A 24,667-nucleotide genomic window follows, 5' to 3' on the forward strand; every position below is an offset into this window, starting at 1 on the left:
GGTTCTCGGTCAGCGCCGGATCCACATGAGGATCGCAGCGAGGTGCGGTGCGGTCAGGTGGGCGATGACGAGGTCGTCCGTAGCGTTGTGTCGCTTGTTCGGATGCGGCACTTCCACACGATGAGGGTTTCTCAGTGAAGAGCACTTCCAGTGACGGTTGAGGGCAAGGGCGGCGCGGGCCGTGCCGCCGATACGGGTGGGGCTGAGGGTGACGCGCTTGAGCGTGCGCCGGCTTTCTTCGAGTTCGGCAGCGGTGCGCTCACCGAGGGCGCGGAGGTCTCTGAACAGGCAGTTCGTGGTGCGGGTGTCGGTATCGGTATCGGTGTCGCGGGCTTGTTCCAACGTCCCCTTCGGGCGGCGGACCGGGACGCGGATGCCGATGCCGGCGCCGATGTATCCCTTGTCGGCCAGGGTGGGCAGGCCGTCTGCGGCTGCCTTGTGCAACGCGGGCAGGACGTGCAGCCGGCGGCGGTGATGTCGGGGGTGGAGACCGGCTCGACATCGGAGACCTACAGCGGGGTGCCGTCCGGGGCGGACAGGAAACGGTTCCCGGATGGTCGGCCCAATATCCTGCGCGAGGTATGGGCTTGAGGTCTCGGTCGGCGGCGGAGGCCCAACACTAATGATCACCGGAGTCACCAGGGGGAGCCCGCGGCATGACCGGCACCACGGAGGTCCTTGGCGGGTCGGCTGCGGTCGACGATGCAGCACGAAGTGTCACGCGCCCGTTCTACGTATACGCCGTGCTCGCCAACACGCTGTTCCAGCGCGGCGTATTCGTCCTCTTCCTTTATCAGCGCGGCTTCTCCGTCGGGCAAGTGGCCCTACTGCAGACACTGCTCTACCTGGTCAGTGGACTTGTGGAGTTGCCGACGGGAGTCATCGCCGACCGGATCGGCAGGCGTGCCAGCATCGTGATCGGCCAGGTGCTGATAGCTGGATGTCTGCTCGGTCAGGTGGCGTTCTCCAACTACTGGGTGTTCCTGGCGCTGTTCATCGGGCAGGGTGTGGGCATGGCATGTGTGTCCGGTTCGGACACCGCCCTGCTGTACGACCTGCTCGTGCGTCGTGGTGCAACGGCCGGCTACGTCAAGATCAAGTCCCGGTTCACCATGCTCGGGACGGTCGCCTCGGGAGCCGCCATCGTCCTCGGCGGCCAACTGCAGCAGATTTCCTGGGGAGTCGTCTACGTCGGTTCGGCGGCGTGCCTCGTCCTGGCCGTGGTGGTGCTGATGTCAGGGGTGCCCGAGATCCGCGGCGCGGACGCGGTGGACGAGCAGGACGGAGCCGAGGGGCACGGCGACGCCACGGCATGGCGGGCGATGCTTCGGGTCGCCACGCCGGCGCTCGTGACGCTTGTCGTGGTGTCCGGATTGATGCATGCGACTTTGACGCCGTACATCATTTTCACGCAGAAGACCCTGTCCGATCAGGGAGCGGGCACCGCATTGGTCAGCGTGGTCATAGCGGCGGGATTCTTCGTCGGCGGGCTCACTCCCTTGCTGTCGGACCGCGCGGACCGGCGCATCGGGTATCGGGTCATCGTCCCGGTGTCTCTCCTGACGCTCGCCGTGGCGCTCGGCCTGAGCGGTCTCGGCCTTGTCTGGGTCACCATCGCCGCGTTCCTGGTCCTGGCCGGGATTCCCGAGATCACCGCCGTGATCGTGGACAACGTGTTCAACGAGGCAGTGCCGTCGCGCCACCGGGCGAGCCTGCTGTCGATGATCGCATTCGTGGAGTCGGCGCTCATCGGCATCGGCTATCTCGTCCTCGGCGCGGTCATGGACGGGTTGGGCTCCAGTGTGGGCATGGCCACCTACGCCGCGGTCCCCCTGCTGGCATGTCTCCTGTGGCTCCCGGTGCTCTTCCGAGGGGCACGGGTGACCACCGAGATCGAGAAGCCCGCCGACCAAAAGGCATCCTGAAACAGACCATCTCGCGCAGGGTCCTGTTCGATGGCAGGGGCGCTGCTCGTTGACATGTCGCTCCCAGCCAGCGCCGGAGCTGTCATCGCGACGATCAGCGCCCAAAAGGGATGGGAAGAATCGCACCACTGAGAAGACCTCAATGGCCTCAAGAGGTCGACGACCGCGGAGCTCAGACGTCCACTTCGTGGAGCGGTGGTCTCACGCCGCCCGATTCCTGTGCGAGCTTGTTGCCGATCCAGTGGTTCAGGAGCGGGGGTACGGCTACGGGTTCAGCGCGGACCGTCTGGTGGACCGTACGGGCCATACGGCTGCCTGAGCCGGGGGACGGGGAACTGCCCGCGCTCGAGCCGATCATTACGGGTTGACTGGGGGAGTACCCAATGATGCAGCGTCCGATGGCCGTCGTCAGCGTCGTCGCCGCTGTCGTCCTGCTGGCCGGTTGCAGCGGCAGCGACGACAAGTCCGATTCGGAACCCGAGAGCGGCGGCAGCACAGCCACCACGCCGGCGGCGCCGCCAGTCGCCTCCTTCGACCCGCCGAAGGACCTGATCACCTGAACACGACGAAGGCCCCGGTCCACGCGAGCGGGGCCTTCGTCACGCCGGCCCAGCAGGGAACCGACACGCCGGGCTGACCGTGGTCGTAGCGCCACCCAAGCAGGGCACTCATCCGGCTGACAACGGCCTGGATCGTGCATTCCAGGCGAATTGCCGGGCGAACCTCCCGCCGCGACAGTCAGCAGACCTCCCGCGAGCACGAACGCGACTGGTCATCCCGGCCTGTCCTCAGCACGGCCACCACCCGCCGCGAAGGCCGTCAGGGCTCACTGCGGGGTTTGCCATTTTTCGAATACCCAGCCCGGATGGGAAGCGCCGAGGTGGGGCAGGTGCGTGTCCCAGTCCACAGCAGTGAGTGACTGAACCTGTTGCAGCGTGATGCGGCTGGCGGCGTCGATGTTGAACCCCCAGGAGAAGCCGGCCAGCGGCAGGACGCGCCGTTCGGCGTCCTCCATCGGTGTCCACGCCAGATAGCTGTGGGCCGTCCAGGCCAGGGGGTCCCTCTCGGCCCGTGACGGTGCGTCAAACAAGGTGGGGTTGATGCCGAAGAAGGCGTACGGTGACGGCGCATCCTCGAACAGGTAGAACGGGTCCATGTCGAAGGCGGCCCCGCCGGAGGAATTGTCCGTCGAACGCACCAGCTGAACCCAGCCGAACAGGGCCCGATATCCCTTGCCCGGATAGTCCACCTCAGCGGTGCAGCAGGGGAAACCATCGGCTGAGGGGTGCTTGCCGATCGCAGCAGGATCATCGACGCGCTCCAGCGTCACCGTTACCGCACCCTGCACGTCGTCGCGTAAGAATGGAATGATCACGACGTCACTCTGCCGCTCGGTCACATCAGCGGCAAGGGCGGGGGCAGGCCAAGAGCCCATGGCAGGGGTCGAACGACGTCCGCCGGTACCGATTTGCCATGGCCGCCAACTGGCCGTTCTCCATCCGTTCGTATGCTCGGTCTGCTTCGAACGGGGTGCTGGGCCGGGCGAGTTGGCCGACTGCGCTACGACGCCTACCGCAACTCGCCTGCGAGTGGGCCCGGCAACGCCGCCCAGGCCCCCTGAGCCGCTGGCAGGAGACCTACGCCGGGCCGCCCCTGGAGCGGCCGTTCCCGGCGGTGCTGTTCGTCTTCGTCCCGGCGGCCCGGCGCCGCGCGGCCCACCGGCAGCGAGGGAAGTCGCCTTCCACGAAAGCGCCGCCCGCGTCCGGGGCGTGAACCACCGGCTCACCGTGGCGACCACGCCCCCGGCGCAGCTGATCCGGCACGGGCCCGACCAGCCGGAGTGGCGGCTCGTCGGGCCCGGCGGCCGATGGCGCACAGCCTTCCCCTGGTGTCAGCTCCGCGCCCAGGTGGCTCCCTGCGGCAGCCACCCAGCACTTCCCAACTTCCCATGGGCGTCGACCGCGTTGGCGGTGTGACCGGCCGGAACCCTGACGCGCGACGCGATCACCCCTCGCCGCGCGCCCGTAGCACCAGCTTGTTCAGTCCCCACAACCCGATTCCGATCGCCAGCAGTACGCCTGCCCGGATGTAGACGTTCGCGGGCCGGTCGGACAGCGGGCTGGCCAGGATCAGGGAGGTGAGGGCGCCGAGGACCGGCAGGACCGTGGGCGTACGGAAATGCTGGTGATCGACTGGGTCCCGGCGCAGGACGAGGACGGCGATGTTGACGACGGCGAAGACGCACAGGAGCAGGAAGGCCGTGGTGTCGCCGAGGCCCTCGATCTCCCCGGTGGAGACCAGCCCGATGGCGAGGAGTGAGACGAAGACGATGCCTACCACCGGTGTACGGCGGCGGGGGAGGACGCGGCCCAGGGCGCGCGGCAGGATGCGTTCGTTGGCCATGCCGTAGCACAGCCGCGACGCCATCATGATGTTGATCAGGGCCGAGTTGGTGACCGCGAAGAGGGCGATCAGCGCGAACAGCTTGGGCGGGAAGTCGAGTCCGCCGGCCTTGACGACCTCCAGCAGCGGTCCGCTGGAGTCCTCCAGTACGCGGTAGTCGACGAGCAGCGAGGAGACGAGGGCGACCAGGATGTAGATGGTGCCGGTCACCACGACACCGGTGAAGATGGCGCGCGGGAACGTACGTACCGGATCCTTCGTCTCCTCGGCCATGTTGACGGAGTCCTCGAACCCCACGAAGGCGAAGAAGCCGAGTGCCGTCGCTCCCAGCACGCTGGTCATCAGCGCGAAGCCGGTGCCCTCCGCCTGGAACTCGCCGAGCCGCGAGGGTTCACCGTCACCGGACAGCACCGCCCAGGCGCCGATCGTGAGGATGATGAGCAGGCCCGTCAGCTCGACCACGGTGAGGACCACGTTGGTCTTCACGGACTCCGACACGCCCCGCAGGTTCAGCGCCGCCAGGGCGAGGATGAACAGGACCGCGATGAGAGTGGGCGGGAAGAAGTCGGTGAACTCGGCGAGGTAGTCGCCGCTGAAGGCGCGGGCCGCCGCACTTGCCGACGACAGGCCCGAGCACATGACCATGAAGGCGACGATGAAGGTGAGGAACGGGACCTTGAACGCCTTCTGGGTGTAGAGCGCCGCGCCCGCCGCCTTCGGGTACTTGCCGACGAGCTCCACGTACGAGGCCGCCGTCAGGATGGCCACGACGAAGCCGATGACGAACGGCAGCCACAGCGCTCCGCCGACCTTGCCGGCGACCTGGCCGGTGGTGGCGTAGATCCCGGTACCGAGGATGTCCCCGATGACGAACAGGACCAGCAGTTTCGGACCGATGGCCCGCCGCAGTGCGGTGTCGTCCTGTCTCTCCGGTGCGGTGGCGTCACTTCCGGTTGCGGACACGAAGGCTCCCCCTAAGGCGTTGACCACTGAGCCGGACAACGACTCACTTGCCCGGCCGACGGTGAGTGATGCCTTCGCTCCTTCGTTCAAGGACGTACCTGTTTCTTCGACGCCGTCACGCGTGGCGGCCGCCACGACGGCCGGGGAGGTGACCTGAAACCGGCACGCGGGCCACCGGCGGACAGGTCTATACCAGTGGCGGTCGCGCTGGCGTGCCCCGGCGGTCCGCGGATGCGGTGATTTCCCCTCCCACCTGGGTGGCAGAGTCCGAAGCGGCGTCCACGGATGTCCGTGATCCTCGGCCGGGCACACGGTCCGGCCGGAGCGGCCCTGCGAGGCGCACCTGCGTTTTTCCGTCAGGTTGCGCGCCGGGTACACGAAAGCTCCACAGATACCTCACTATTTGACGCGACGGATGCGTCGACGACCGGTCTCTGAGGGGGAAGCCGGCGTCACGCGCGGGGGTGCGTCCGCTCGGCGGAGCAATGCTCACCCCTGCCCGGGGAGGGGACAACGCCGCATGAAGCGGACCTTACGCACCACCCTGCTCACGACGGGCGCGCTCATAGCCGCCCTCGGCGCACCGGCCGCGCACGCGGTGGACGCGCCGCCGCCCCGCATCGACCTGCGGGTGCTCGTCGTGAGCGACGGCGGCCCGGCCACCGACGCCATCGCCGCCGAACTGGACACCGCGGGCACGCCGTACACGGAGATCGACCTCACACGGTCCGACCGCCCCGTGATCGACGCCGGCTACCTCGCGGACACCGTGGACGGCCGGGACCGCGCCAGGTTCCAGGCGGTCGTGCTGCCCAACGACAACCCGTTCCCGGCGGACTCGCCGGAGATGGCCGCGCTGGTGGCGTACGAGAAGACCTACGACATCCCGCAGGTCGACGCGTACACCTACGCCCGCCCCGAGGCCGGGCTCCAGTACCCGGTCGACGGCGGCTACTCGGGCAGCGTCGACGGAGTGCGGGCCCAGGTGACGGACGCCGGTCGGGCGGGCCCGTTCGGCTACCTCGACGGGCCGGTGCCGTTCGAGGACAACTCGCCGAGTGTCGGCGAGAGTTACGCCTTCCTGTCGACCCCGGCGGCGGGTGCCGACTTCACCCCGTACGTGCAGGCGCCGATCCCGGGCACGGCCGAGCAGGGCTCGCTGGTGGGGGAGTACCGGCACGACGGGCGGCGTGAACTCGTCGTCACCTTCGTCTACAACCAGTACCAGCAGCAGTTCCGGCTGCTGGCCCGCGGCATCGTCGAGTGGATGACCGGCGGCGTGCACCTCGGGGCCTCCCGCAACTACTTCGCCGTACACGTCGACGACGTCTTCGCGGCCGACGACCGCTGGAACTCCACGCTCAACTGCACACCCGGCGACGTGGACTGCACCGACCCGAACGCCACGCCCGACCCGATCAGGATGACGCCCGCCGACGTCGACCACGCCGTCACCTGGCAGCGCGAGCGCGGCTTCACCCTCGACCTCGCCTACAACGGCGCCGGCAGCGTCGACCACCGCGAGGACAACGACGGAGCCGACCCGCTGGCCGACCGGCTCGTCGCCGAACGGGCCGAGTTCCGCTGGATCAACCACACCTACACGCACGCCTTCCTGGGCTGCGAACAGGACACATCGGTGGTGCCGTGGCGGTGCGCCACCAACGCCGACGGCAGCACCAAGTGGGTCAGCCGCACCGACGTCGCCGACGAGATCGCCCACAACACCGCGTGGGGCCGGACGGCCGGACTGCCCCTGGACAACGACGAGTTGGTGACCGGCGAGCACTCCGGACTGCGGGTCCTGCCGCAGCAGCCGGCCGACAACCCCAACCTGGCGCTCGCCCTCGCCGACACCGGCATCACCTGGCTGGCCTCGGACAACTCCCGCGAGCCCGCCCAGCGGCAGGTCGGCCCCGCCACCACCGTCCCGCGGTACCCGATGAACATCTTCTACAACGCGGGCCGGGCCGCCGAGCAGGTCGACGAGTACAACTGGATCTACACCGGCCGCGCACAGGGCGGCAGCGGCATCTGCGAGGACAACCCGGCCACCACCACCTGCCTGCCCGAGCCGCTCGACACGGCCACCGGCTACACGCGGCACATCGTGCCCCTGGAGCGGCAGATCGCCCTCGGCCACGTCCTCGGCAACGACCCCAAGCCGCACTTCATCCACCAGTCCAACCTGGCCGAGGACCGGATCGCCTACCCGGTCCTGGACGGTGTGCTCGACACCTACGACACGCTGTTCGCGCAGAACACACCGCTGGTCAATCCGCGGATGAAGGACATCGGGAACGAACTGAAGAGGCGCGCCTCCTGGCGGACCACCGTGGATGACGGGCAGGTCACCGCCTACCGGATCGGCGACACCGTCACCATCGAGAGCCCCGCCGGCGTCGACGTCCCCGCCACGATGCCCGAGGGCACCACACGAGCCGGCTCAGCCTTCGGCGACGCGTACGCGGGCGAACGCTCCGCATGGACCGCCGCGGCAGCCACGCCGCTCACCCTCACCCTGCCGCAGTCCGCGGCCCCCTCCACGGCCACCGGCACGGAAGGTTCCGCGCCGGCCACCGACCCGGCACCGGACGCCCGTGTGCCCGCGGGCGTGGCCGAGCCGGTCCTGCCCGCAGGGAGCTGACCGGAACACCGGCAGCGAGCGGTCCCCGGCCGCGGCGTACGGCGCTACCAGGCGTCGTCGCGTCGGCGGCCGGGACCGGCACCCCTCCCCACACCTCGGCCGTGGAGCACATCGATGCACGTTCACCACGGCGCGCGACGCAACGCCGCCGCGCGCGTCACCCTGCTCACCGAAGGCACCTACCCGCACAGCCATGGCGGTGTGAGCGTCTGGTGCGACCAACTCGTCACCGGAATGCCCGACATCGAGTTCGACGTCATCGCCGTCACCGGCACCGGCCGGGAGCCGATCGTGTGGGATCTACCCGACCACGTCCGCGGCGTCCTGTCCGTTCCCATGTGGGGCGCCGCTCCGGAGGGCCGCCCACCGCGCGGCCGGTCCCGCAGGCGGCTCGTCGGTGCGTACGAGCGGTTTCTGACCGCGCTCGTCGACCCCGGCGCCGAGGACGCCTTCGCACCCGCCCTGCACACCCTGGCGCGGGCCGCGGCAGGCGGCGAACTCAGCGCGTTCCTACGGGGCGACACGGCTATCGCGATCCTGACCGCCGTATGGACGCGCCCCGGGCTCGCCGTGCGCGAGGCGCTGCCGACCCTGCACGACGCGCTCACCGCCACCGCCCTGCTGGAACACGCGCTGCGCCCGCTGGCCGCGCCGCCCCCGCAGGACGGTGTCGCTCACGCCGTCAGCGGCGGCGTCGCCGTCCTGCCGGGGCTGGCCGCACGCGAGCGGCACGGGGTTCCGCTGCTGCTCACCGAGCACGGGGTCTATCTGCGCGAGCGCTACCTCGGCTATCGCACCGCGCCGTACCGCTGGCCGGTCAAGGCGGTGATCCTGGGCTTCTTCCGGCTGCTGGCCGAGGAGAGCTACCGCCAGGCGGCCCTGATCACCCCCGGCAACCGCTACAACCGGCTGTGGGAGGAGCAGGGCGGCGCCGACCCGGCGTCGATCCGCACGGTCTACAACGGCGTCGACCCCGCCGCCTTCCCGCCGGCCGGACCGGAGCCGGAGTCCCTCACCCTGAGCTGGGCCGGCCGGGTCGACCCGATCAAGGACCTGGAGACCCTGATCCGCGCCTTCGCCCTCGTCCGGGACCGACTGCCCGACGCCCGCCTGCGGTTGTTCGGGGGCACGCCCCGGGGCGGAGAGGCATACCGCGAGCGCTGCGAGGCACTGGCCGCCGAGCTGGGGCAGGGCGACGCGGTGACCTTCGAAGGCCGCGTCGACGACATCAGGGACGCCTACGCGGCGGGGAACGTGGTGATGCTGTCCAGCATCAGCGAGGGCTTCCCGTTCACGCTGATCGAGGCCATGTCGTGCGGTCGGGCGACCGTCTCCACCGACGTCGGAGGCGTGCGCGAGGCCGTCGGCGACACCGGCCTGGTGGTGCCGCCGCGCGACCCGGCCGCGATGGCCGCCGCCGCGCTGGAGCTGCTGGACGATCCCGTCCGGCGCCGGGCGATGGGCGAGGCGGCGCGGCTGCGGGTGATCGAGCAGTTCACACTGCGGCAGACCATCGACACCTTCCGCGCCATCTACCACGAACTGGCGGCAGGGCAAACGGAGTTGCCCGCCAGAGTCGTGCTGCCCGCTCCGACGGTCACCGGCACGAGGAGCCTCACCGGATGAGCGGACCGATATCCCTCGAACCCGGCGACGCGGGGCAGGACACCCTCGCCCTGCGGCTGGCGGAACCCCGCCCGCCGCGCCGCCGCCCACGCTGGGCCCTGGACGACGCCACACTCGCGATACGGCTGCCCGGCCACGGTCCCGACGAGGAGGCGGTCAGCACGCTCGCCGCCGAACTCGCCGACGCCATAGGGCCCGCCGTCCACCCGTACGAGGTGGCGGCGCTGCTGGAGGCGGAGGGCCTGTCCGCCTCGCTGATCAAGGAGAGGTACGGCCACCCCGACCTCTTCTCGCTGGCGACCGCGCTGTACGAGAGGGTGCCCCGGACGTTCCCCGAGCCGCCACCCGCGACCGACCCATGGCGACCCGACACCGTGCGCTGCCTGCTGCGCGGCGTGCTCTTCGCGCTGCCCGCCCTGGCGTACCTGCTCATCGCGCCGCTGTGGCCCGTCGACCGGCACGCCCCCGTACTGATCGTCGCGGGCATCGCCTCGTGGGCGTGGGGACAGGCACTGGGCCATCGCGCACACCTGCGGCTGGTGACCGGACGCCGGGAGGCGTCAGGCACGTTGCTCGCCGGGTCCGCGCTGGGCGCCGCACTGGCCACGGCCCTCGGGGCGCTGCCCGCCGACGGCGCGTCGGCCATCGCGGTGGCGGCGGCCCAGTCGCTGTACCTGGCCGCAGCGAGCGTGCTGCTCGTCCTGGGCCGCGAGCGACTGCTCCTGGCCGCGCTCAGCCCGCTCATCGCGGGCGCCGGGGTGCTCCCGTGGTGGGAGCCCGGACCGGCGCCGCGGGTCGCCCTGCCACTCCTGGCCCTGCTGGCCACCTCGATGGCCGCGGGACGAGTCCTGTGGGCGGGCCGCGCCGGCCCGGCCGCTTCCGACGCCGGGCGGCCCCGACTGCACGCATCCGTGCCGTACGGACTGTTCGGACTCGCGGCGGCGGTGCTGGTCATGCTGGAGGGCCGACGGCAGCCGTACGCGGTGATCGCACTGACCCTCAGCATGGGCCCCGCGGAGTGGCTGCTGTACCGCTACCGCGGCTGGTCGGTCGCGGCGTTACGGGTCAGCGCGACGCCCGGCACATTCCTGCTGCGCTCGGCCGCCGTGCTCGGCCTGTGCCTGTCCGGCTATCTGCTGTTGCTGCTGCCGGCGGCCCTGCTCACCGACTCCGAGGCCACTTTGCTCCTGCTCGCGGCGGCCCTGTGGACCGCCCTGCTCCTGCAGGCGTTCGGGGTGGCCTGGCCGCCCGCCGTGCTCTGCCTGGCCGCCGCCGGCGTGGCCGGAGCGGTGACCCTGCTGCACCTGCCACCGGAACCGGTCGTGCTGCCGTCCGCCTGCGGGGTGGCCGCCGCGTGTCTCGCGGCCTGCGCGATACGCCTGCTCGGCCGGCCCTCACCGCACGCCTGACCACGCGAACCACCCCGGCGGACCACAGACCCCGCATCCCGTCCACGCCGGGGTCCCCCGTCCGACGACCACTACGAAGGGACAACGAGTTGACCTCCGCACCGCTCGCCGCCGTCACCGGGGCCGAAGGATTCATCGGCTCGCATCTCACCGAGGCGCTCGTCGTCTCCGGCCACCGTGTGAGGGCCATGGCCCAGTACAACTCCTTCTCCTCCTACGGCTGGTTGGAGACCCTGCCCTCCGACGTCCTGGACCAGGTGGAGATCGTCCTCGGCGACGTACGAGATCCCGGCTCGGTGCGCGGCCTGCTCGACGGCGCCGACTGCGCGTACCACCTGGCCGCGCTCATCGCGATCCCGTACTCCTACCAGGCCCCGCACAGCTACGTGGACACCAACGTCACCGGCACGCTCAACGTGCTGGAGGCGGTGCGCGCCCTTCAGACCCCGCGTCTGGTGCACACCTCGACCAGCGAGACGTACGGCACGGCGCAGACCGTGCCGATCACCGAGGACCACCCCATCAACACCCAGTCCCCGTACGCCGCTTCGAAAGCCGGCGGCGACCGGCTGGCCGACAGCTACCACGCCAGTTTCGGCACCCCCGTGGTGACGCTGCGGCCGTTCAACACCTTCGGCCCGCGCCAGTCGATGCGTGCGGTGATCCCCACCGTCGTCGGCCAGGTGGCGGCCGGGCAGCGCACCATCACGCTCGGCGACCTGCGCCCCACCCGGGACTTCACCTTCGTCGAGGACACCGCTCAGGCGTTCCTCGCGGTGGGCACCGCCCCGGCGGAACAGGTCGTGGGCCGCACCTTCAACGCCGGGACCGGCGGGGAGATATCCGTCGGCGACCTCGTCGCGCTGATCGGCAAGGTCATGGACGCCCCGCTCGACGTCCGGGAGGACTCCGCGCGCCTGAGGCCGGCGGGCTCCGAGGTGATGCGGCTCGTCGCCGACGCCACCCGGCTGACCGCGGCGACCGGCTGGCGGCCCGGCAGCACGCTGGAGGAGGGGCTCGCACGCACCGCGCGGTGGTTCACCGACCCGGCCAACCTGGCCCGCTACAAGACCGGCATCTACAACATCTGACCCGACCGGCACGTATCGCAGGAGGTACGCCATGCACGCAGTGATCCTGGCCGGTGGAAAGGGCGTCCGGCTACGGCCGTACACCACCGCGCTGCCCAAGCCGCTCGTCCCCATCGGCGACCAGCACGCGATCCTGGAGATCGTGCTGCGCCAGCTGTCCACGGCCGGCTTCACCCACTGCACCATCGCCATCGGCCACCTGGGCGAGATCATCCGCGCCTACGTCGGCGACGGCACCCAGTGGGGCCTGAAGGTCGACTACGCCACCGAGGAGAGCCCGCTCGGCACCATGGGCCCGCTGCTCATCCTGCGCGACCGGCTGCCCGAACACTTCCTGGTGATGAACGGCGACGTCCTCACCGACCTCGACTACGCCGACGTGCTGCGCACGCACGAGGCGTCGGGCACGCCCCTGACCATCGCCACCTACGCCCGCAAGGTACACATCGACTTCGGGGTGCTGACCACCGACGCCAGCCGGGTGGTCGCCTTCACCGAGAAGCCCAGCATCGACTACCGGGTGTCCATGGGCGTCTACGGCGTCTCCCGCGCCACGCTCGACGACTACACGCCGGGGCTGCCGCTGGGCTTCGACGAACTGGTGATGGACCTGCTCGCCGCCGGACGCCCTCCGCACGCCTACGCGTTCGACGGCTACTGGCTCGACATCGGCCGCCCCGACGACTACGACCGGGCCAACGCGGAGTTCACCAGCCGCAAGTCGCTGCTGCTCAAGGGGGCCTGAGGAGCCATGCGCATCCTCGTACTCGGCGCCACCGGCTACCTGGGCACGCACGTCGCCGAGCGGCTGCGCACCCTGCCGGGCGCAGCGGTGTTCGTCGGCGGTCGCTCCCTGGCCGCCGACGCCAGGGTCGACCTGGCCGCCGACCGCCCACAGGACCTGGCGGCGGCGCTGGCGGCCCTCGCACCCGACGCCGTCGTCAACTGCGCGGGCGCGACCGGGGGCGACGCCGTCACGCTCGCGGAAGTGAACGCCCGCGGCCCCGCCGTGCTGTGCGCGGCACTCCGGGACGCGGCGCCCGGGGCCCGCCTGGTCCATCTGGGCTCGGCCGCCGAGTACGGGCCCACCGACCCCGCAGTGCGGGTGACCGAGTCGGCCGCGACCCGGCCGGCCGGGCCGTACGGTGCGACCAAGCTGGCGGGCACGGTGGCGGTGACCGCGTCCGGGCTGGACGCGGTGGTGCTGCGGGTGGGGAACCCGGTCGGCCCGGGAGCCCCGCCCACCGGGCTGCCCGGCCGGGTCGCCGCGCTGCTGGCCGCCTCGCTCGCGGACGCCGGTGACGACACGGAGGCGGTGCTGCGGCTCGGTGACCTGTCCGCGCACCGCGACTTCGTGGACGTACGCGACGTGGCGTGGGCGGCCCGACGGGCGGTCACCGCCGAGGGACCACTGCCGCCCGTGCTCAACATCGGCGGCGGCGACGCCCGCCCGGTGCGGGAGTTGGTGCGGACGCTGGCGGACGCGGCCGGTTTCCGGGGCCGGATCGCCGAGGAGGAGGCAGGCGGATCCGCCCGGTCCGCGCAGGTGTCGTGGCAGTGCTCCGACATCACCGCCGCACGCGACGCCCTCGGCTGGTCGCCGTCCCACTCCCTCGGCGCGTCTCTGGCAGCGCTGTGGGCGGCCGCCCGCCCACGGGCCCACACCGACGAGGGGGTACCGGCGCGGTGAGCCTGCTGATCCCGCTGTACGTGCATCCGGCGGAGGACCCGGCCGCCTGGCACCGGCTCATCACCTGCGCCGCACGCACCTACGCCGTCGTGCTGAACCCCGCGAACGGACCCGGCCGAGCCCCGGATCCGGCGTTCGTCGCGGCGGCCGAGGCGCTGCGCACGGCGGGAGCCCGGCTGCTCGGCTACCTCGACACGGACTACGGCGCCCGCGACCCCGGGGACATCACCGCCGAACTGCGCCGGCACCAGGAGTGGTACGCCGTCGACGGCTGCTTCCTGGACCAGGTACCGGCGGCCCCGCACGGACTGCCGGACTGCCGCCGGCTGGTCCGCTCCGCACGCCGGCTCGGTGCCTCGACCGTCGTCCTCAACCCGGGCGTGCACCCCGCACCGGGCTACGCCCGCCTCGCCGACCTGACGGTCACCTTCGAAGGCCCCTGGTCCCGGTACGTGTCGGACTTCAGCCGCCCCTCGTGGACCACGCGGCTGCCCGCCGAGCGGCTGTGCCACCTGGTCTACGGGGTGCCCGAACCGCTCGTGCCGCTCGCCCTGCGGACCGCGGGGGAGCGGGGCGCGGGTGTGAGCGGACCGGTCACGGGAGAACCACCGAACCCCTGGTCGCGGCTGACCCCCGCACTGGCGGAGGCGGACCGGTGAGGCGGACGGTGCCGGCCGTCGTGGCCGCCCTGATCACCCTGGTGGGGTGCTCCGGCGGCAACGCTCCATCCCCGGCCCCCGCCCCCGCCCCCGGCGTGCGCTGGCAGCCGCGACCCGGGCTCGCGTGGCAGTGGCAGCTCGACGGCGAGGTCGACCCGTCCGTCGACGTACCCGTCTACGACATCGACGGCTTCGAGAACTCCGCCGACGACGTCGCCCGCCTGCACCGGGACGGCCGCAAGGTGATCTGCTACGTCAACGTAGGCGCCTGGGAGGACTTCCGACCCGACCGAGGCGCCTTCCCCCGCTCGGTACTCGGCAGGCCCAACGGCTGGCACGGCGAACGCTGGCTGGACATCCGCCGACTCTCGCTCCTGCGGCCCCTCATGGAACGCCGGTTCGACATGTGCCGGGACAAGGGCTTCGACGCCGTGGAACCGGACCTGGTCGAGGGCTACGGGAACGAGACCGGCTTCCCGCTCACGGCGCGGCACCAGCTCCGGTACAACCGCATGATCGCCGCCATCGCCCACGAGCGCGGCCTCGCCGTGGGCCTCAAGAACGACCTCGCCCAGATCCCCCACCTGCTCGACGACTTCGACTTCGCGGTCAACGAGGAGTGCGCGCAGTACGACGAGTGCGCACTCCTCGAACCGTTCACCGCGGCGGGCAAGGCGGTCTTCCACGTGGAGTACGCGGAGCCCACGGACCGCTTCTGCCCGACGTCCCGCAAGCTGCGCCTGTCGTCGATGCTGAAGAAGCCGGAACTGGACACCTGGCGCAGGCCGTGTTGACCACCGCCGCGAAGTGCCCTGGCACTTGAGCGCGCTCCGGACGGTCGTTCACGTCCGGGTCAGGCGCCGCCGAGCGCGGCGAGCACGACGGACCTGGCCTCTTCCTGGATGCGACGCAGATGGTCCGGGCCCAGGAACGACTCCGCGTAGATCTTGTAGACGTCCTCGGTGCCCGAAGGACGGGCCGCGAACCAGGCGTTGGCGGTGGCGACCTTGATTCCGCCGAGGGCGGCGCCGTTGCCGGGAGCCTCGGTGAGCACCGTGGTGACCGGCTCGCCGGCGAGGGTGTCGGCGGTGACCTGGCGCGGGGACAGCTTGGCGAGCAGCGCCTTCTCCTCGCGGGAGGCCGGGGCGTCGACGCGCGCGTAGGCGGGGGCTCCGAAGCGGTCGGTGAGCCGCGCGTAGTGCTCCGAGGGCGTCTTGCCGGTGACGGCCGTGATCTCGGAGGCGAGCAGCGCCAGGATGATGCCGTCCTTGTCGGTGGTCCACACCGAGCCGTCGCGGCGCAGGAAGGACGCGCCCGCCGACTCCTCGCCGCCGAAGCCGAGCGTGCCGTCGGACAGGCCGTCCACGAACCACTTGAATCCGACCGGTACTTCCACCAGTTGCCGGCCGACGTCCGCCGCGACCCGGTCGATCATGCCGGACGACACCAGGGTCTTGCCGATCCCGGCGGTCGCGGGCCACTGCCCCCGGTGTGAGAACAGGTACGAGATCGCCACGGCCAGATAGTGGTTGGGGTTCATCAGGCCCCCGTCCGGCGTCACGATGCCGTGCCGGTCGGCGTCGGCGTCGTTGCCGGTGGCGATGTCGAACCGGTCGCGCCGCTCGATGAGCGAGGCCATGGCGTGCGGCGAGGAGCAGTCCATGCGGATCTTGCCGTCCCAGTCCAGCGTCATGAAACGCCAGGTGGGGTCGGTGAGCGGGTTCACCACCGTCAGGTCGAGCCGGTGCTGCTCGGCGATCCGGCCCCAGTAGGCGACGGAGGCGCCGCCGAGCGGATCGGCGCCGATGCGCACGCCGGCCGCCCGGATCGCGTCCAGGTCCAGCACGTTCGGCAGGTCGGCCACATACGTGCCGAGGAAGTCGTGGCGGCCGGTGCCGGGTGCGGCCAGGGCGCGGGTGTACGGGATGCGCCGTACGTCCTTCATGCCACCCGTGATGATCTCGTTGGCGCGGTCCTGGATCCACGAGGTCGCCTCGGAACCGGCCGGGCCGCCGCTCGGCGGGTTGTACTTGAAGCCGCCGTCGGCGGGCGGGTTGTGCGAGGGGGTGACCACGACGCCGTCGGCGAGGCCGGACGTACGGCCGCGGTTGTGGGCGAGGATGGCGTGCGAGACCGCGGGGGTGGGCGTGTAGCCGTCGGCCTGGTCGATGAGGACGGTCACGTCGTTGGCGGCGAACACCTCCAGCGCCGTGATCCGGGCGGGCTCGGACAGCGCGTGGGTGTCGGCGCCGAGGAAGAGGGGGCCGTCGGTGCCCTGGGCGGCGCGGTACTCGCAGATCGCCTGGCTGGTGGCCGCGATGTGGTCCTCGTTGAACGCCGCCGCGAAGGACGAGCCGCGGTGCCCCGAGGTGCCGAACGCCACTCGCTGCCCCGGTTCGGCCGGGTCGGGGTGCAGCGCGTAGTACGCCGTGACCAGGCGGGCCACATCGACGAGGTCCTGGGGTCCGGCGACCTGTCCCGCTCGCGCGTCCTGCATTTCCCGCTCCTCAAGAAGAGTCGACCGTGGGGTACGGCGTTCATTCTCCCCTGCCGGCGGGCTGTCGCCGGGCGTCGTGAACCAGTCCGTGAAGCGCGAGTGAAAACCCTGTGGAAGCGGTGTCGGTGGGGCCGTTTATGCTGCACCGCAAGATCACGCGGGACCAGGGGAGGGCGCGGCATGTTCGGCAAGCTGTTCGGCAGGGGTGCGGAGAGACCGGTGACGGATCCGTACGCCCTGCCGGCCCCGCGCAGGCAGAAGAACGGGACCTACACGCTGCGCGCGCTCGGCGACACCCGGGTGCTCGCTCTGGTGGAGGCGGCCGACGCGGGGGACTGGGAGGCGGTCAAGGCGGCGCTGACCCCCTTCGACCTAGGCCGTGAGCAGGCGGTCCTGGGGCAACTGACCGATGTGGACGGTGTGGAGGAGTGGATCGTCCGGGCTGCCGAGCAGGACAAGGACGACAAGGAGCTCCGGGCGACCGCACTGCTGATATCGGGTGCGCGCCATGTCGCCTGGGGCTGGGAGGCGCGCACGTCCGCCCGTGCCGTGGACGTCAGCCGTGAGCAGTGGCAGACCTTCTACGAACGGCTGCGCATCGCCGAGGAGCATCTGCTCGAGGCCGCCGAGCTGCGGCCCGAGTGGGTCACACCGTGGCGTCACCTGCTCACCTCGGGACGCGGCATGTCCGTCGACGACAGCGTCCAGGACGCCCGGCTCGCGGCGGGCCTGCGCCGTGATCCGCTGAACCTGGACATCCATCTGGAGTGGGTGTCGCACCTCCAGCCCCGCTGGGGCGGAGAGCCGGGCCAGGCCCTGGAGTTCGCCCGGAAGGCCTTCGCCGCCGCGCCCGACGGACACCGGCTCGGCTGCGTCGTCGCCATGGCGCATATCGAGGACTGGGTGGAGTCCGACGACCGCGACTGCCTCCAGCAGCCGCGGATCCGGACCGAGTTGAGAGAGGCCGCGGAGCGCAGCATCCTGCACCACGCGTACGAGCGCAGCCTGGGCTGGCAGGGCGACTACAACATCTTTGCCATGGCCCTCTCGCTGGCGGGCAGCAGCAAGGCCTCCAATGTCTTCCGCGAGCTGGACGGTGTGATCACCGAGTGGCCGTGGACCTTCATGGCGGACCCGGAGAAAGCGTACGCACGCTTCCGCAAGGCCTTCTGAGCCACCGGCCACACCGTCCCGCCCGTCTTCGGCCGGTCCCGCGGACCACCGCCCACTCCTGCCGTTCCCTTCACCCCCGGACTGACCCATGCCCCTGCGCGACAACACCGCCGACCATGCCGCCACCGACCGCACCTTCCAGGTCGACCTCCGCGGCCTGGTGGACCTCCTCTCCCACCACCTCTACTCCAGCCCCCGCGTCTACCTGCGCGAACTCATGCAGAACGCGGTCGACGCCCTCACCGCACGGCACGCCATCGAGTCCCACGGCGCCTTCGGCATCCGCCTGTACGCCGACGGCTCCGTCGTACGCGTCGAGGACGACGGCGTCGGTCTCACCGAGGCCGACGTGCACACCTTCCTCGCCACCATCGGCCGCAGCAGCAAGCGCGCCGAGGGGATCGCCGAGCAACGTGCCGACTTCATCGGCCAGTTCGGCATCGGCCTGCTCTCCTGCTTCCTGGTCGCGGACGAGATCCACGTCCTGAGCCGCTCCGCCCGTACCCCTGACGCGCCCGCCGTGGAGTGGCGCGGACGCGGCGACGGCAGCTACACCGTCCGGACCCTGCCCGCCTCCGCCCGCCCCCGTCCCGGCACCACCGTCACGCTCACACCGCGCGCCGACGCGGGGGAGTGGACCCGCCCGGCCCAGGTGCACGCGCTGGCCCGCCACTTCGGCTCCCTGCTGCGCCACCCGGTCACCTTCGACGACGGCACAGGCGGCCCGGGTGCGCCCGTCAACCCCGAGCCCGCGCCCTGGACGGGTACGTACCCCACGCCGGGAGCCCGCTCCCGCGCGCTGGCCGCGTACGGCGAAGAGGTCTTCGGGTTCAAGCCGTTGGACACCATCGAACTGGACCTGCCGGCCGTGGGTCTGAAGGGCATCGCCTGCGTGCTGCCCGAGGCCGTCCCGGCTGGCCGCCGCCACGGCCACCGCGTGCACGTCAAGGGCATGCTGCTGTCCGAGCAGGCCGAGGAGATCCTGCCCGAATGGGCTTTCTTCGTCCGCTGCGTCGTCGACGCCGAGAGCCTGCGCCCGACGGCGTCCCGCGAGTCCCTGTACGAGGACGACACGCTCGCCGCCGTCCGCGACGCCCTCGCCGAGCGGCTGCGCGACTGGATCGCCCGGGCCGCCGCCAGCGACCCGGACCTGCTCGGCCGCTTCCTCCAGGCCCACCACCTCGCCGTGAAGTCCCTCGCGGTGCACGACGACGAGATCCTGCGGATGCTGCTGCCCTGGCTGCCGTTCGAGACCACCGACGGGCACTGCACCCTCGACGAGTTCGCGCGCACCCACCGCACCGTGCTCGTCACATCCAGCGTGGAGGAGTTCCGGCAGGTCGCGGCCATCGCCTCGGCGGCCGGGCTCGGCGTCGTCAACGGCGGCTACACCTACGACCGTGAACTGGTCCACCGGCTGCCCGAGATCAGGCCCGAGGCCACCGTCGCCGACCTCGACCCGGCGACCCTCACCGCCCACCTCGACCCCGTCGACCGGGAGACCGAACTCGCCGCCGCGGCCTACCTCGCACAGGCCCGCGACGCCCTCGCCGTCTTCGACTGCGACGTCGCGCTGCGCACCTTCCAGCCCGTCTCCGCGCCCGCCCTCCTCATCGACAGCCGCGAGGCCCGGCACGAACGCACCCGCTCCCAGCTCGCCCGTGAGCAGGAAGGCGGCCTGTGGGGCGACATCCTCGGTGCCCTGCGCCAGGAGGCCCCCCGGGCCCAGCTGATCCTCAACCAGCTCAACCCCCTGGTCCGCACCGCCGTCGCCATCGACGAGCCCGAGCTGGCCCGCACCAGCGTCGAAGCCCTCTACGGGCAGGCCGCGATGCTGTCCCGGCGCCCGCTCAGGCCCGCCGAGTCGAGCCTCATCAACCGCTCCTTCCTCGACCTTCTCGCCCACGCCCTCCGCAAGGACAGCTGACCATGCCGACCGCACCGCATCCCCAGAACACGGACGAGCTGTACCAGGCGCTCCAGGAGAACGACCGGCGCCCCTACGGCCGCACCCGCACCGTCACCGCCGAGGAACTCGTCGACGCCGCCGAGCAGTTCGAGGAGCCCGTCGCGCTCGTCCAGGCGCTCCTCGAACTCCAGGAGGCGTACACCTACGGCTCCGAACCCCGGAAGTCGCCCGTCGTCTTCGCCCGCCTGCTCACCCTCTTCGACGAGCAGCCCGACGTCTTCGACGACCGTCTGCGCCACATGCTGTTCTGGCGGTTCAAGTGGGTCGGCCACGCCCTGCGCCAGCTGCCCGAGATACCGCTGGCCAGCCTGCGCCAGTGGCTGACCGAGATGCGCGACCGCTACGAGAAGGCCGACCTCGGCCTCCAGCCCTACTACGGGCAGGCGTACCAGCTCGCCGCCCACGTCGGCGAGAACACCGCCCTCGCCTACGAGCTGTGGGCGGGCCGCACCCGCACCCGGCTCAGCGACTGCGAGGCCTGCGAGATCTGCGAGCGCGCCCTGTACCACCTCACTACGGGCGACGACGAGCGGGCGCTGCGCGCCTGGGAGCCCGTCCTGGCCGGGAAGGAGTCCTGCCAGGAGGAGCCCGCCCGCTCCCTCTCGTACGCGCTGCTGCCCCTGCTGCGCACCGGCCGCGCCGACCGGGCCCGCGAACTGCATCTCACCGGCTACCGCGGCTGCCGCCGCAACCCGTCCATGGCCCAGGAGGTGGGCCGGCACCTGGAGTTCTGCGCGCTGACCGGGAACGAGGCACGCGGCCTGGAACTGCTCGCCGAGAACCGGAACCTGTTCGACGAGGTCGACTCGCCGCTGGACCAGCTCGGCTTCCTCACCGGCGTGGAGGTCCTCCTCCAGCGCGTCGAGGGCCTCGGCCACGGCGAACTGCCCGCCCCCGGGTACGCGGGCCGCACCTGGACGGTGGCCGGACTGCGCACCGAGGTACGCGGGCGCGCCGACGACCTCGCCGCCCGCTTCGACGCCCGCAACGGAACCACGGCCCACACCGACCGCCGCAGGACCCGCCTCGAGCGCGCTCCCCTCCTCGACGCGCTGGAACTGACCCTGCGCACCCGCAGCCTCGACGACGTCGCCCCGGCCGTCCCGGTTGCCGCACCCGCCCCCCGCACGGCCGCCGCCGTCCCCGAGGACCTGCCCGAACTCATCGCCCGGGCAAGGACGTTGGAGGAGCAGGGCCACCCGGACGCCCGCGCCTGCTGGGCGCGGCTGCGCACCCTCGTCGCCGCCCGCGACTACACCCACCCCGACGACCCGGCCGTGGGCCCGCTCGGCCGGCTGCGCGCCGACCTGCTGGCCGAGGAGGCGGGCCGGGCGGGCGGGAAGGACGAGTACGCCGACGCCGCCGCCCTCCACGAGGAGGCCGCGGCCCTCTACGACGACGCCGGACGGCCGGGTGACGCGGTGCTCGCCCGCGCCTGCGCCCTGCTCGCCACCGCCGAGATCCCCGCGGAGGGCGCGGAGGCCACGGACGGAACCGAGGCGAAGGCGGCCGCGCTGACCGCCGCCCACGCCGCCATGGTCCGCCTGCACGAGGAGACGCCCGGCCTCGTTCCGCACCAGGAGGCCCGCCTGCTGCGGCTGCGGGCGACCGCCCTCGGTCTGCGCCTTCAGACGACGGGGAACGAGGAGCACGTCGCGCCGGTCTTCGCCGAGGCGGACCTGCTGCACCGGTTCGCCACCCGGCACGATCTCGCCGGACAGATCTCCGGCGCCCTGCTGCTGCGCGCCAGCGCGCACGCCATCTCCGGCGACCTGCCCGCCGCCGTCACCGAGATCGACGCCCTGCTCGACCGACTGAAGGCGCACGGCCCCGCCTGGCACCTGCCCCGCACGCTCGGCATGCGCGGCCGGATCCAGCTCGCCCTCCGCGACCCGCAGGCCGCGCACGCGAACCTCACCGAGGGCCTGCGCCTGGCCGCCGACTGGCCGGCCGACGCGGTCGACACCGGACGCCTCCACGGTGACCTGGCCGAGGCATGCATGCACCTGGGCCGCCCCGACGAGGCCCTGCGGCACCTGACGCGCTCCGCGGAGCTGGACCTGCGCGACGGCAGCCGGACGGACGCGTTCTGCACCTACAGCAACGCGGCCCAGCTCAGCCTCGACCTCGGCCGCGTCGAGGACTGCATCGCACTGCTCGACTCCCTGCTGGCCGAACCCGACGTCACCGCCGGAGAGCTGGACGACCGGCTCGTCGCGCAGCTGCGTCTGACCCGGGCCCGCGCGCTGCACGCGGGGGAGGACCTCAAGGCCGCCACAGCGGAGTTCGTCGCCCTCGCGGCCGAGTCGGCCGACTGGGACGACGACCCGGGAAGCCACGCCATGATCGCCGCCGAGACGGCCGCACTCCTCGGCGAGTCCGGCGAGTTCGGCCGGGCCCGCGAGGCCGCGGACCAGGCACTCGCCGCCCACGCCCGGGACCCGCGCTACGAGCAGCTCAGCAGCTGCCTGCGCGAACTCGCCCGCCTCCAGGCGCAGCAGCAGGGCCCCGACGGCTTGCCGGACGCCCTCGCCTTCCTCGCCGACGCCGGCCGGATCGCCGACGAGGCCCGCGCCGCCGGCTACGAGAGTCACGGCCGCTCCCTGGACACCGCCCTGGCTTACGAACACGGCCGGGTCAACGCCTACGCGGGCGAGTACGAGACCGCACTGGCCGCCTTGGAGAAGGCCTTGGCCCTGCTCGGGGAACCGGGACCGGAGGACGGCCGCGCCGGCGAATGGGCCGAGTGCGTCCGCCTCGCGGGCGCAGTGGAGGGCATCTACCTGGAACGCCCCGCCCCCGCCCTCACCCGCCTCGACGCGGCCCTCTCCCACCTGACCGACCTGGGCCACACGGAGGACCTCGAAGCGCTCACCTCCCTGGCGGCCCGACTGCGCGAGGAGGAGTGACCCGGTAGGCGCGGCCGTGGCCTGCGGTGCGGGCCGCCCTGCCCGTTGCGTGTCAGGGTGCCGCAGACGGAGCTGTTCGAGGCACAGGCGGCGCGCACGCCGCACGCCGTGGCCGTCGTCGCGGACGGTACGGAGCCGACGTACGACGAGCTGAACCGCCACGCGGGCCGGCTCGCCCACCACCTGGCCGAACTCGGGGCCGGAGCGGGGACCGACGTCGCTGCGGTGCTGCCGCGCCGCCCGGAGGTGGTCGTGGCGCTGCTCGCGGTGCTGAAGACCGGCACGGTCATCGGCGGCGAGGGACTCGACGGCACCGCTCTCCAGGCGTGGCGCGAGAGGCACCCGAGGCCGTGGTGATCAACGAGTACGGTCCGACGGAGGCGACCGTCGGCTGTGTCGTCCACCGGCTCGAACCGTACGACGACCTCGCCGCGGGCCCGACGGTGTGTGGGGCGAGCTGTACCTCGTCGGCGCCGGACACGCCCGCGGCCACGCAGGCCGGCCCGGCCAGAGCCCCGAGCGACGGTTCGTCGCCGACCCGTACGGCGCGCCCGGCACTCGGATCTACCGGGCGGACGACCGGGCCCTCTGCAACCCCGCCGGGGCGCTGGGGTACGCCGGACGCGTCGAGGACCAGGTCAAGGCCCGGGGCTACCGGATCGGGCCCGGCGAGATCGAGACCGCGCCGACCGCGCTCGACGGGGATCGCACAAGCCGCCGTGATCGCCTGCGAGGAGCGCCCGGGCGACCAGCGGCTGGTCGCCTACGTCGTGCCGCGTCGACCAAGGTCCGAGCCGCTTGTCGCCGGCGAGCGGCGGGCCCGGCTCGCCAAGAAGCTGCCCGCCTACCTCGTGCCGACCGAGTTCGTGGAGGTCTTGGACGGGATCGACTGAGGCTGCGCGGCCCTCGGCCCGCACCTCGACGAGGACACGGCCCTGTACGCCGTCCAGGCCGCCGGAATCGGCGGCGGCGAACTGCCCGGCAGCATCAGTGAGATGGCCGAGCGGTACGTCGAACAGGTGGCCGTACTGCTGCGCGAGGCCGGACAGACCGTCGAGGCACACCTTCGTGGCCGGCTCCGCAGCCCTGGCCCACTGACCGACCCGCACTGCACCCACCACGCGGCCGACCTGGCGCCGCAATCCGCACCAGCCTCGCAAGCATCACCGACGCCCTGCCGACGGGTGTCGCCGAAGTCGTCGGCGCCGCCGACAGCCAAGCCCTACCCGGATTCCTCAGCCTGCCGGCATACGGGGCACGTCAGCTCGCGGGCCGCTTGGTCATGGGTCACCTTGCCCGGACTCGCGGTCTCACGCAGAAGTTTGCTCTCGGAGCGCACGTGATCAGCGCACACAGCTGCTCCGCACACTCGGCAGACGGCGATCGCGGCCACCGTTCGACCCAGCTGGGCACATTCGTAGCAGTTCATGGCCGGCCCTTCCTTCGGACGATGTCATCGCATGCTCTGGGCCATCTGCTGGCGGGCGACTAAGTCGCGCCTTCAAGCCGACGGGCGGTGTCGGCGCTCCGACGGGCGCCGCTCTGACCGGCGGCGCTCTGATGGGTGGCCAGCCGGCGCTGGACTCTCTCGCATCGTTCGCTCTGCCCCTGCCTTCCGGCGTTCCGGCCCGAGTGGAATACGCCCCTCACCTATACGGTCGCAGCCGTCGGACCCCGCCGCATCCTGAGCTGTCGATCCACGGGGT

General features: G+C 71.9%; 20 protein-coding genes. 15 read left to right on the forward strand and 5 right to left on the reverse strand.

From position 1 onward, the window contains the following. Positions 1 to 9: 9 nt before the first annotated feature. Positions 10 to 444, reverse strand: coding sequence for a hypothetical protein (locus ADK36_RS36030; protein ID WP_053200570.1), 435 nt, complete (start codon positions 442 to 444; stop codon positions 10 to 12). Between the two features lie 212 nt (positions 445 to 656). On the opposite strand from ADK36_RS36030, the gene ADK36_RS36035 reads away from it, so the two are divergent. Both ADK36_RS36035 and ADK36_RS49190 read left to right on the forward strand, forming a co-directional pair. Further along, positions 657 to 1,925, forward strand: coding sequence for an MFS transporter (locus tag ADK36_RS36035; protein ID WP_199830322.1), 1,269 nt, complete (start codon positions 657 to 659; stop codon positions 1,923 to 1,925). Positions 1,926 to 2,308: 383 nt separating this feature from the next. Further along, positions 2,309 to 2,485, forward strand: coding sequence for a hypothetical protein (locus tag ADK36_RS49190; RefSeq protein ID WP_159029186.1), 177 nt, complete (start codon positions 2,309 to 2,311; stop codon positions 2,483 to 2,485). A 266-nt stretch (positions 2,486 to 2,751) separates the two neighbouring features. On the opposite strand, the gene ADK36_RS36040 is transcribed toward ADK36_RS49190, so the two are convergent. Together ADK36_RS36040 and ADK36_RS36045 are read right to left on the reverse strand one after the other, a co-directional pair. Further along, positions 2,752 to 3,300, reverse strand: coding sequence for a hypothetical protein (locus ADK36_RS36040; RefSeq protein WP_053200603.1), 549 nt, complete (start codon positions 3,298 to 3,300; stop codon positions 2,752 to 2,754). A gap of 629 nt (positions 3,301 to 3,929) precedes the next feature. Beyond that, a complete protein-coding gene (locus tag ADK36_RS36045) occupies positions 3,930 to 5,291 on the reverse strand; it encodes an APC family permease (RefSeq protein ID WP_048582711.1) in 1,362 nt (453 codons plus the stop codon). A gap of 520 nt (positions 5,292 to 5,811) precedes the next feature. Between ADK36_RS36045 and ADK36_RS36050 the strand changes: the two genes are divergently transcribed. The 8 genes from ADK36_RS36050 (at position 5,812) to ADK36_RS36085 (ending at position 15,207) form a co-directional block, all read left to right on the forward strand. Beyond that, positions 5,812 to 7,938, forward strand: coding sequence for a hypothetical protein (locus tag ADK36_RS36050; protein ID WP_048582712.1), 2,127 nt, complete (start codon positions 5,812 to 5,814; stop codon positions 7,936 to 7,938). Between the two features lie 114 nt (positions 7,939 to 8,052). Then, a complete protein-coding gene (gene pelF, locus ADK36_RS36055; protein ID WP_048582713.1) occupies positions 8,053 to 9,564 on the forward strand; it encodes a GT4 family glycosyltransferase PelF in 1,512 nt (503 codons plus the stop codon). Next, positions 9,561 to 10,973 (forward strand): hypothetical protein, encoded by a 1,413-nt coding sequence (locus tag ADK36_RS36060; RefSeq protein ID WP_048582714.1) that lies wholly within the window; start codon positions 9,561 to 9,563, stop codon positions 10,971 to 10,973. Before pelF ends, ADK36_RS36060 begins: the two co-directional genes overlap by 4 nt. 89 nt (positions 10,974 to 11,062) lie before the next feature. Then, a complete protein-coding gene (locus ADK36_RS36065; protein ID WP_053200572.1) occupies positions 11,063 to 12,064 on the forward strand; it encodes a GDP-mannose 4,6-dehydratase in 1,002 nt (333 codons plus the stop codon). Between the two features lie 31 nt (positions 12,065 to 12,095). Continuing rightward, on the forward strand, positions 12,096 to 12,809 hold the full coding sequence (locus ADK36_RS36070; RefSeq protein ID WP_053200574.1) for a nucleotidyltransferase family protein: 714 nt from the start codon (positions 12,096 to 12,098) through the stop codon (positions 12,807 to 12,809). A gap of 6 nt (positions 12,810 to 12,815) precedes the next feature. Beyond that, positions 12,816 to 13,754 carry an NAD-dependent epimerase/dehydratase family protein gene (locus tag ADK36_RS36075; protein WP_053200576.1) on the forward strand — a complete coding sequence of 313 codons (939 nt, stop codon included), beginning with the start codon at positions 12,816 to 12,818 and terminating at the stop codon, positions 13,752 to 13,754. Then, positions 13,751 to 14,413, forward strand: a complete 663-nt coding sequence (locus ADK36_RS36080) for a spherulation-specific family 4 protein (protein ID WP_048582718.1) — start codon at positions 13,751 to 13,753, stop codon at positions 14,411 to 14,413. Before ADK36_RS36075 ends, ADK36_RS36080 begins: the two co-directional genes overlap by 4 nt. After that, positions 14,410 to 15,207: an endo alpha-1,4 polygalactosaminidase gene (locus ADK36_RS36085; protein WP_048582719.1), complete on the forward strand. Its 798-nt coding sequence runs from the start codon at positions 14,410 to 14,412 to the stop codon at positions 15,205 to 15,207. The genes ADK36_RS36080 and ADK36_RS36085 overlap by 4 nt, the downstream gene beginning before the upstream one ends. Positions 15,208 to 15,266: 59 nt before the next feature. Here ADK36_RS36085 and pgm read toward each other — a convergent pair whose 3' ends face one another. After that, positions 15,267 to 16,910 (reverse strand): phosphoglucomutase (alpha-D-glucose-1,6-bisphosphate-dependent), encoded by a 1,644-nt coding sequence (gene pgm, locus ADK36_RS36090; protein ID WP_048582720.1) that lies wholly within the window; start codon positions 16,908 to 16,910, stop codon positions 15,267 to 15,269. Positions 16,911 to 17,090: 180 nt separating this feature from the next. On the opposite strand from pgm, the gene ADK36_RS36095 reads away from it, so the two are divergent. The 5 genes from ADK36_RS36095 to ADK36_RS51655 all read left to right on the forward strand — a co-directional run bounded on the left by ADK36_RS36095 (position 17,091) and on the right by ADK36_RS51655 (position 23,854). Further along, positions 17,091 to 18,083, forward strand: coding sequence for a hypothetical protein (locus tag ADK36_RS36095; RefSeq protein WP_053200578.1), 993 nt, complete (start codon positions 17,091 to 17,093; stop codon positions 18,081 to 18,083). A gap of 88 nt (positions 18,084 to 18,171) precedes the next feature. Beyond that, positions 18,172 to 20,010 carry an HSP90 family protein gene (locus tag ADK36_RS36100; protein ID WP_053200579.1) on the forward strand — a complete coding sequence of 613 codons (1,839 nt, stop codon included), beginning with the start codon at positions 18,172 to 18,174 and terminating at the stop codon, positions 20,008 to 20,010. A gap of 2 nt (positions 20,011 to 20,012) precedes the next feature. Further along, positions 20,013 to 22,961 (forward strand): hypothetical protein, encoded by a 2,949-nt coding sequence (locus tag ADK36_RS36105; RefSeq protein ID WP_053200581.1) that lies wholly within the window; start codon positions 20,013 to 20,015, stop codon positions 22,959 to 22,961. A gap of 57 nt (positions 22,962 to 23,018) precedes the next feature. Further along, positions 23,019 to 23,318 (forward strand): AMP-binding protein, encoded by a 300-nt coding sequence (locus ADK36_RS36110; RefSeq protein ID WP_048582724.1) that lies wholly within the window; start codon positions 23,019 to 23,021, stop codon positions 23,316 to 23,318. Between the two features lie 362 nt (positions 23,319 to 23,680). Further along, positions 23,681 to 23,854 carry a hypothetical protein gene (locus ADK36_RS51655; RefSeq protein WP_159029187.1) on the forward strand — a complete coding sequence of 58 codons (174 nt, stop codon included), beginning with the start codon at positions 23,681 to 23,683 and terminating at the stop codon, positions 23,852 to 23,854. 329 nt (positions 23,855 to 24,183) lie between these two features. On the opposite strand, the gene ADK36_RS51660 is transcribed toward ADK36_RS51655, so the two are convergent. Further along, positions 24,184 to 24,390, reverse strand: coding sequence for a DUF2180 family protein (locus ADK36_RS51660; protein ID WP_078916321.1), 207 nt, complete (start codon positions 24,388 to 24,390; stop codon positions 24,184 to 24,186). Between the last annotated feature and the right edge of the window lie 277 nt (positions 24,391 to 24,667).

The organism is Streptomyces viridochromogenes (genome assembly GCF_001270495.1).
GTDB lineage: Bacteria > Actinomycetota > Actinomycetes > Streptomycetales > Streptomycetaceae > Streptomyces > Streptomyces viridochromogenes_A.

What these genes read in the sequence shown, in the direction of transcription:
- ADK36_RS36035 (WP_199830322.1), top strand. Translation starts at nt 657, where the DNA reads ATGACCGGCACCACGGAGGTCCTTGGCGGGTCGGCTGCGGTCGACGAT.
- ADK36_RS49190 (WP_159029186.1), top strand. Translation starts at nt 2,309, where the DNA reads ATGATGCAGCGTCCGATGGCCGTCGTCAGCGTCGTCGCCGCTGTCGTC.
- ADK36_RS36050 (WP_048582712.1), top strand. Translation starts at nt 5,812, where the DNA reads ATGAAGCGGACCTTACGCACCACCCTGCTCACGACGGGCGCGCTCATA.
- pelF (WP_048582713.1), top strand. Translation starts at nt 8,053, where the DNA reads ATGCACGTTCACCACGGCGCGCGACGCAACGCCGCCGCGCGCGTCACC.
- ADK36_RS36060 (WP_048582714.1), top strand. Translation starts at nt 9,561, where the DNA reads ATGAGCGGACCGATATCCCTCGAACCCGGCGACGCGGGGCAGGACACC.
- ADK36_RS36070 (WP_053200574.1), top strand. Translation starts at nt 12,096, where the DNA reads ATGCACGCAGTGATCCTGGCCGGTGGAAAGGGCGTCCGGCTACGGCCG.
- ADK36_RS36075 (WP_053200576.1), top strand. Translation starts at nt 12,816, where the DNA reads ATGCGCATCCTCGTACTCGGCGCCACCGGCTACCTGGGCACGCACGTC.
- pgm (WP_048582720.1), bottom strand. Translation starts at nt 16,910, where the DNA reads ATGCAGGACGCGCGAGCGGGACAGGTCGCCGGACCCCAGGACCTCGTC.
- ADK36_RS36095 (WP_053200578.1), top strand. Translation starts at nt 17,091, where the DNA reads ATGTTCGGCAAGCTGTTCGGCAGGGGTGCGGAGAGACCGGTGACGGAT.
- ADK36_RS36100 (WP_053200579.1), top strand. Translation starts at nt 18,172, where the DNA reads ATGCCCCTGCGCGACAACACCGCCGACCATGCCGCCACCGACCGCACC.
- ADK36_RS36105 (WP_053200581.1), top strand. Translation starts at nt 20,013, where the DNA reads ATGCCGACCGCACCGCATCCCCAGAACACGGACGAGCTGTACCAGGCG.
- ADK36_RS51660 (WP_078916321.1), bottom strand. Translation starts at nt 24,390, where the DNA reads ATGAACTGCTACGAATGTGCCCAGCTGGGTCGAACGGTGGCCGCGATC.